The 7,916-nt window shown below is 62.3% G+C and carries 6 protein-coding genes; 3 read left to right on the top strand and 3 right to left on the bottom strand.

The window, feature by feature from the left end; translation table 11 throughout:
* On the bottom strand, nucleotides 1-422 hold a 422-nt coding region (locus tag QZ266_RS06415; protein ID WP_295692864.1), incomplete at its 3' end, for a helix-turn-helix domain-containing protein.
* Nucleotides 423-581: 159 nt separating this feature from the next.
* Between QZ266_RS06415 and aceA the strand changes: the two genes are divergently transcribed.
* Complete coding sequence (gene aceA / locus QZ266_RS06410; protein ID WP_295692861.1) at nucleotides 582-1,868, top strand: isocitrate lyase; 1,287 nt, start codon at nucleotides 582-584, stop codon at nucleotides 1,866-1,868.
* A 78-nt stretch (nucleotides 1,869-1,946) separates the two neighbouring features.
* Complete coding sequence (aceB, locus tag QZ266_RS06405; RefSeq protein WP_295692859.1) at nucleotides 1,947-3,590, top strand: malate synthase A; 1,644 nt, start codon at nucleotides 1,947-1,949, stop codon at nucleotides 3,588-3,590.
* Nucleotides 3,591-3,676: 86 nt separating this feature from the next.
* Here the strand turns inward: aceB and QZ266_RS06400 are convergent, their stop codons facing one another.
* Nucleotides 3,677-4,198: a hypothetical protein gene (locus QZ266_RS06400; protein WP_295692857.1), complete on the bottom strand. Its 522-nt coding sequence runs from the start codon at nucleotides 4,196-4,198 to the stop codon at nucleotides 3,677-3,679.
* 183 nt (nucleotides 4,199-4,381) lie between these two features.
* On the opposite strand from QZ266_RS06400, the gene QZ266_RS06395 reads away from it, so the two are divergent.
* Nucleotides 4,382-5,860, top strand: coding sequence for a hypothetical protein (locus QZ266_RS06395; RefSeq protein ID WP_295692854.1), 1,479 nt, complete (start codon nucleotides 4,382-4,384; stop codon nucleotides 5,858-5,860).
* 3 nt (nucleotides 5,861-5,863) lie between these two features.
* Here the strand turns inward: QZ266_RS06395 and acs are convergent, their stop codons facing one another.
* Nucleotides 5,864-7,819, bottom strand: coding sequence for an acetate--CoA ligase (acs, locus tag QZ266_RS06390; protein WP_295692852.1), 1,956 nt, complete (start codon nucleotides 7,817-7,819; stop codon nucleotides 5,864-5,866).
* Nucleotides 7,820-7,916: the final 97 nt, after the last annotated feature.

The following is a 7,916-nucleotide window of genomic DNA, read 5'->3' as shown; positions in this document are numbered from 1 at the left end:
GCGCCGGGTCCGGACATGCGGGTGGCGAGATCGGCGGTGGCGGTCGCCATTTCCCGATAGGACTGGAACAGGCGGGTGAGGGCCTCGGCGGCGCGCGGCTGGCTGTCGGCCAGCTCATTGAGCTCCATCCGGTCGAGCTCGAGACCGGAGAGCACCGGGTCGGCTGCCGCCTCTGTGAGGTCGGCGATCAATTGCCGGTCGCTCTCATTGGCAAAGCTGCGCACATCGACATCGAAGGCCTCGGCCAGGGCGAGGAGGACGCGGGCCGTCACCGGGCGTTGATTGCGTTCAAGCAGGTTGAGATAGCTGGCTGACAGGCCCAGGGCTTCAGCCGCCTCGGCCTGGGTCATGCCGCGCTCGCGTCGCAGGCGGCGCAGACGGGCGCCGGCAAAGATCTTTTCGAAGGCCTGGTTGTCACTCATGATTTGTACCAAAATTTACAAACTGACAATCGCACAATGTATGTAACTTACACGCAAACCTCTTTATAGGAAAAGCCATATCGACACCACCCGTTCCGTTTGACAGCTTTGGGTCAATCCTGATCACCCAAGACCGGTCGAGCCGGAACGGAGATAAAAATGACGACTTTTGCGGAACTGGTCCCCAATACGGCCGATGATCGTTTCAACGGTATCGAGCGTCCCTACTCCCCCGAGGATGTGCAGAAGCTGCGCGGCTCCGTCACCATCAGCCAGACCCTGGCCGAGCGTGGTGCCAACAAGTTGTGGGAGCTGCTGAAGTCCGAGCCCTACATCAACGCGCTGGGCGCCTTGTCCGGCAATCAGGCCATGCAGATGGTCCGCGCCGGGCTGAAGGCCATCTACCTGTCCGGTTGGCAGGTTGCCGCCGACGCCAACACCGCCGGCACCATGTATCCCGACCAGTCGCTCTACCCGGCCAATTCGGCACCGGAGCTGGCCAAGAAGATCAATCGTGCCCTGCAGCGCGCCGACCAGATCGAAGTCTCCGAGACCGGTCAGGCCAGCCGTGACTGGTTCGCGCCGATCGTGGCCGATGCCGAAGCCGGTTTTGGCGGCACGCTGAACTGCTTCGAGATCATGAAAGCCTTCATCGAGGCCGGCGCGGCCGGTGTCCATTTCGAAGACCAGGTCGCAGCCGAGAAGAAGTGTGGGCATCTGGGCGGCAAGGTCCTGATCCCGACCAGCCAGCATGAGCGCAATCTCGCCGCAGCCCGTCTCGCCGCCGACGTCATGGGCGTTTCCACCATCACGGTGGCCCGGACGGATGCGGAATCGGCCAATCTGATCAATTCAGACATCGACGAGCGCGACCATGAATTCATCGATTTCGACGCTGGCCGCACACCGGAAGGCTTCTTCCGCCTGAAGGAAGGCGTCGGCGTTGATCACTGCATCAAGCGCGGCCTGGCCTATGCCAAGATCGCCGACCTCCTGTGGTGGGAAACCTCCAAGCCGAACTTGGACGAGGCCCGCCGCTTCGCCGAGGCGATCCAGAAGGAGTTCCCGGGCAAGATGATGGCCTATAACTGCTCGCCATCCTTCAACTGGGAAGCCAATCTGGACAAGGCCACGATCGAGACCTACCAGCAGGAACTCGGCGCCATGGGCTACAAGTTCCAGTTCGTGACCCTGGCCGGTTTCCACCAGCTCAATCACGGCATGTTCGAACTGGCGCGCGGCTACAAGTCCCGCGGCATGGGCGCCTATTCCGAGCTGCAGCAAGCCGAATTTGCCTCCGAGGTCGATGGCTACACCGCGACGCGCCACCAGCGCGAAGTCGGCACCGGTTATTTCGACAAGGTCTCGCTGGCGATCTCCGGCGGCAAGGCGTCGACGACCGCCATGGGCGAGTCCACCGAGTCGGCCCAGTTCGCAGCCGAGTAGCGCCTTACTCACTGCCTTTGCCGGGGTGCGGTCCCTCCGAACGCACCCCGGTCTTGTCTCCAGCAACAGGAGAATGACATGACCCTCATTGCCCCCTCCGGCGTCGAAGTCCTCGGCCATCTCGAGCCCGGCTATCGCGATATTCTCAGCCATGAAGCCCTGGGCTTCCTGGCCGGCCTGCACCGCCGGTTCGAAAAGCGTCGCCAGTCCCTTCTGCGCTATCGCAAGGAACGCCAGGCCGAGCTCGACCAGGGCGCCTTGCTGATGTTCCCGCACGAGACCGTCGATATCCGCTCGGGTGAGTGGAAAGTGCGTCCGGCTCCGGCCGATCTGCAGGATCGCCGTGTCGAGATCACCGGTCCGGTGGATCGCAAGATGGTCGTCAATGCGCTCAATTCCGGCGCCAAATGCTTCATGGCTGATTTCGAGGACGCCACGGCGCCGCTCTGGTCAAACCTCGTCGAGGGCCAGATCAATCTGCGCGATGCCAATCTGCGCGAGATCGATTTCACCGACCCGAAGAATAACAAGCGCTACCAGGTCAAGGATGACGCGGCGGTTCTGATCGTGCGGCCGCGCGGCTGGCATCTCGACGAGCGCCATGTCCAGGTGAATGGTCAGGCCATTTCCGGCTCGTTGTTCGATTTCGGCCTCTATGTCTTCCACAATCACGCAGCCCTGAAGGAACGCGGCACGGCGCCGTATTTCTACCTGCCCAAGCTGGAAAGTCGTCTGGAAGCGCGCCTGTGGAGCCTGGTGCTCCAGCATGCCGAGGACGAGCTGGGTCTGGAGCGCGGAACGCTGCGCGCCACCGTGTTGATCGAGACGCTTCCGGCCGCTTTCGAGCTGGACGAGATCCTCTACGAGCTGAAAGACCATATCGTCGGCCTCAATTGCGGCCGCTGGGATTATATCTTCAGCTATATCAAGCGTCTGAAGTCACGGCCTGACCATGTCCTGCCGGATCGTTCCGCGGTGACGATGAGCGTGCCCTTCATGGCGGCCTATTCCCGGCGCGTGGTCGCCGTCTGTCACCGCCGTGGTGCCCACGCCATGGGCGGCATGTCGGCCTTCATCCCGGTCAAGAATGACCCGGAAGCCAATGCGGCTGCGACCGAAAAGGTTCGCGAAGACAAGCTGCGCGAAGTGAAAAACGGGCATGACGGCACCTGGGTCGCTCACCCGGATCTCGTTCCGGTGGCGATGGAGGTCTTCGACACGCATATGAAGGGGTCCAACCAGCTTGCCCGTCCGGCCGATCCTCATGACCGTCCGGTGACCACCCAGCAATTGCTGGAGGCCCCGGAAGGCGCGATCACCGATGCCGGTGTGAACGACAATATCGATGTCGCCATTCGCTATATCGCCGCCTGGCTCGGGGGCCGGGGTGCGGTGCCGATCCGTAATCTGATGGAAGATGCGGCGACCGCCGAGATCGCCCGGGCCCAGCTCTGGCAGTGGCGGACCTATGACCGGTCCACGGTCGAGGGCACGGCGCTCACCGGTCCGATGCTGGAAAACAAGATCGAGGATATCTGTGCCGCGATCCAGGACGAGGTGCCGGACCAGACCGAGCTGTGCGATCGCATCCGCTCTGCTGCGGAAATCCTCACCGAGTTGGTCCTGTCGACGGAGTTCGCCGAATTCCTGACCCTGCCGGCCTATGACCGCCTGACTGCCGAACTCAAGGCGCCGATGAAGCTGATGGAGTTCGAGGACTAGTCAATCGACGAGCTGATGACGGTTGGTCGTCTCAGGCGCGGGGTTCGGGCAAGGTCAAAAAGACCGGCCCGGACCCCGCAATTCGTTCAGCCTGTCACACTCGGGGACGTCGGCATCCGGTAGCCGCACAGATCGGCCAGCTTCCAGCCGGTCGCGGTCTGTTCGAAACGGCAGGTCATGTAGTCGCCGCGATAAGTGCCCCAGGGCAGGGGTGCGTCGAGGAGCGGGGTTTCCACGGGCGGGGCGACCCGGTCATGCGCGCGCTGCGGATAGACCAGGATCTGGCGTGCGGCCTCCGTCGCGACGAAACCCGGATCATCGAAGATGCACAGCGGCGGCTGGCTGAGCATGCCGGTCACCGTGCCACGCGTATTGCCTTCGGCGCCCCAGACATGGCTGCGCACCATCGGGTCTCGGGAGATGAAGGCGTTTTGCAGGGCGCCCGGCGCCATCGCGTCTGTGACGGCAGTCTCGCTGTGGCTGATGATCGCCGAGAAGGCGGCCATTTCATAGGCCATCGGCGCGCGGCACATGGGCACGGTTTCGGTGGCGCACGCGGACAGCGCGCCGAGGGATGTCAGGGCAAGAAGGGGAAATCGGATACGCACGGCAAGCTCCGCTCAGCGGGATGGGACTGTCTTGGCTATAGCGGCTTTTGTCCGGTGCGGCGAGGGGGCTGGTCGGATCTGGCAGAACATCCGCCGGAACCACTTCGTCCTGGCTGCGATTTGGCGGAGCTCGCGCTCTGGTCCCCAATTTGTTTATAGTGCCCTCAGGTTGAGGAGGGTGCCATGACAGGGCGAGACGACGAACAAATTGATGAGCCGGTGCCGAATGAAGCGCCACCGGAGCCTAAAAACGGGCTGGCCCGCTGGCGGTTCTGGGAGAGCGCAGACTGGCACAGTCTTCTGGAACGCCTGGCGATGCGCAGCTTCTGGGTGAGCTTTGCGGTCATCATTGTGTTCGCCTTCGTCTATGCGATCAACGCCTTCCCCTTTAACCGGGTTTTCGAGGCGGTCATTGCCCTCGCCGGAGCGGCGCTGATCTTTGCTTTCGCGCTGAAATCGAATGACGGTGTGATGCGCTTTCTGGGCATGATGCTGATTGCAGCGCTGATCATTTCTCCCGATGACATCTTGCGCCTCGCGCGGTCGATCCAGAACCAGGAAGAAGCCGAGGCGGTTTCGGCCGCGGAGGCCGATGTGCATCGTTTCAGCGTCTTTGACACGCGCACCGTGGCGCTGGACATGCACGCGATGCTGGAGGGGTTCAACGAGGAGCTCTGCCGCTTTGGTCCGACAGGCAATCCCCAGGATTGCGAGAGCAAACTCGGTAATATCGCGACCATCAATGACGATGCGCTGCGCAACTTCATCGGTTGTGTCCTCGATGATGCCGTGGCCCGCAGTATTGCCTCCTCAATGCGGTCATCCGAGCTCTATCAAACCTATCGCACCATCATGCTGGGCCGCTTCCATGAACTTGATTTCCGGCCACCCGATCGCGATGAACTCGACGCCAATCTGGATGTCCTGAAGGCGCTCGGCGTCCTTGATTATCCGGATCGGCAGCATGATGACCTCGTGGTCACGCGGCTCGGCTGCGAGGCCTTGTGGGATTATGATTCCCTGCGCCTTGAATACCGGCGGCGCATCCGCGCCGGGGCTGAACTTCCCTGCCGCAGCGAGCTGGGGATCGATGCGCCGCCAGAAGAGCGATATGTGGGTTTCGCGCTTTCGGTCGAGCAGATTGACCGGGCGGCCCAGGACCAACGTCGCCGCCTCTGCATTGATCGCGGCCTGGACAGTGTGGCGACGGCGAGCCTCGCGTCCGCCTCGCTTATCCAGCCCAGCTATCGCGCGCCAACGGGCTATCAGAGCGAGGATATTGAACCGGACTTCGCCGCGCTTCCGGATGCGGCCGCCAGCCTCGCCTGGCCGGCTGCGGGCGCTGTCCGTGAGCGGCTGCAAGTGCCGGAAGAGGAGTGGGTTCTGGTCAGCCTCGCGGATGCCGAGGCAGGGGACCGCCTGACCGTGGCGGGGCTTGGCAGAATGGACCCCTTCATCCGGATTTACGGCGCCGACGAAGCGCTGATCACCAGCGTCGATGACAGCCAGGATGAGGACGGAATCTATTCACTTGATCCGAGCTTTGTGGTGGGCGAATTCGATCAAATTCCCGCCTATGTCGCCATCCGGGGATATGGATTTCAGGGCGGGGAGGTCGAGGTTGTGCTCAGCCGCGACAGCGGATCAAGCGAGGCGCCCTGACATTCACCGGTTCTTGCGGTTTGCGATCAGGTCGTCGACGACGCCCGGGTCTGCCAGTGTGGAGGTGTCGCCGAGATTGCCAAATTCATTCTCCGCGATCTTGCGCAGGATGCGGCGCATGATCTTGCCCGAGCGTGTCTTGGGCAGGGAGGGCGCGAACTGGATCAGGTCGGGCGTGGCCACGGGCCCGATTTCCTGCCGCACCCATTTCTTCAATGCGTCAACATCCTCATCGGCCGGATCACGTCCGCCCATCAGGGTGACATAGCAATAAATGCCCTGACCCTTCACATCATGTGGATAGCCGACAACAGCGGCCTCGGCGACATCGTCATGGGCGACCAGCGCGCTTTCAATCTCGGCGGTACCCAGACGGTGGCCGGAGACATTGAGGACATCATCGACACGGCCGGTAATCCACCAATATCCATCGGCGTCGCGGCGGGCGCCATCGCCAGTGAAATAATAGCCTGGATAGGTCGTGAAATAGGTTTCGATGAAGCGCTCATGATCGCCATAGACGGTGCGCATCTGGCCGGGCCAGGATCGGCAGATCACGAGATTGCCGTTCGCAGCTCCGGCATCACTGATGCGCTGACCTTCCGCGTCCATGAGGGCCGGTTCGATCCCGAACATCGGCGTCGTGGCAGAGCCTGGCTTCAGATCGGTCGCGCCGGGCAGGGGGGTTATGAGGGCGCCGCCCGTCTCGGTCTGCCACCAGGTATCCACGATCGGGCAGCGACTGTCGCCGACAACGGTATGATACCAGTTCCAGGCTTCCGGATTGATCGGTTCGCCGACCGTGCCAAGCAGGCGCAGCGAGGCGCGTGAGTGTTTTTTCACCGGCTCATCGCCCTCGCGCATCAGGGCGCGAATGGCGGTCGGGGCGGTGTAGAAAGTGTTGACCTTGTGCTTGTCGACGACGGCCCACATCCGGTCCGGACCCGGCCAGGTCGGCACGCCTTCGAACATCAGCGTGGTGGCGCCATTCGCAAGCGGGCCATAGACGATATAGGTGTGGCCCGTGACCCAGCCGACATCGGCAGTACACCAGTAAATCTCGCCCGGCTTGTAGTCGAAGACATATTCATGCGTCATCGACGCCCAGACCATATAGCCGCCGGTTGTGTGCAGTACGCCCTTGGGCTTTCCGGTCGAGCCGGAGGTGTAGAGGATGAAAAGTGGATCCTCGGCATTCATGGGCTCGGGCGGGCAGTTCGGGCTGGCATCACCCACCAGCTGGTCGTAGGCCACATCGCGTGAGGCATCCCAGGAGACATCGCCCCCGGTACGCTTGACGACCACGACTTTCTCCACCCCGCCAGCCGTCGCCACCGCCTTGTCGACATTGGCCTTGAGCGGAATGTGCTTGCCGCCGCGAACGCCTTCGTCAGCGGTGATGACAAAACGGCTCTGGCAATCCGTGATCCGACCCGCGAGCGCGTCTGGTGAGAATCCGCCGAAGACGACGGAATGGACCGCGCCAATGCGGGCGCAAGCCAGCATGGCATAGGCGGCTTCCGGGATCATCGGCATGTAGATGGTGACCCGGTCGCCCTTTTTCACACCGATCGATTTCAACCCGTTTGCGAAGCGACCGACATGGGCATGGAGCTGGGCATAGGTGATATGGGCATCGACCGTCGGGTCGTCGCCTTCCCAGATGATGGCTGTATCATGCGCCCGCTCGGGCAGATGCCGGTCTATACAATTCACCGCCGCGTTCAGCGTGCCATCGGCAAACCAGCGAATGTGCAGATCATCCTTGTCCCAATTGACGTCCGAAACCTCGGTGAAGGGCGCCATCCAGTCGATCCGCTTGGCTTCCTCGCGCCAGAACGCGTCCGGTTCACTGATCGAGCGATCATGCATTTCGGCATAACGCGCGGCATTGATTCCGGCACGGTCAGCCCAATCTTCAGTGACCGGAAAGACGGCGTTCGGATCGGTATGAGACATGGTTCGGGCTCCGCGATAGGTCTGCAAACTCCTGCGATGGAACGATAACGATTCAGCTGCGACAGGCAATCGGCCGACCGCGCGGCTGGCAGCTCGG

The organism is uncultured Maricaulis sp. (assembly GCF_905480005.1).
Taxonomy (GTDB): Bacteria; Pseudomonadota; Alphaproteobacteria; order Caulobacterales; family Maricaulaceae; genus Maricaulis.
Note: the sequence above shows the minus strand (reverse complement) of the source record. Positions and strands in the feature narration are given on the sequence as shown.

What these genes read in the sequence shown, in the direction of transcription:
- QZ266_RS06395 (WP_295692854.1), top strand. Translation starts at nt 4,382, where the DNA reads ATGACAGGGCGAGACGACGAACAAATTGATGAGCCGGTGCCGAATGAA.
- aceB (WP_295692859.1), top strand. Translation starts at nt 1,947, where the DNA reads ATGACCCTCATTGCCCCCTCCGGCGTCGAAGTCCTCGGCCATCTCGAG.
- aceA (WP_295692861.1), top strand. Translation starts at nt 582, where the DNA reads ATGACGACTTTTGCGGAACTGGTCCCCAATACGGCCGATGATCGTTTC.
- acs (WP_295692852.1), bottom strand. Translation starts at nt 7,819, where the DNA reads ATGTCTCATACCGATCCGAACGCCGTCTTTCCGGTCACTGAAGATTGG.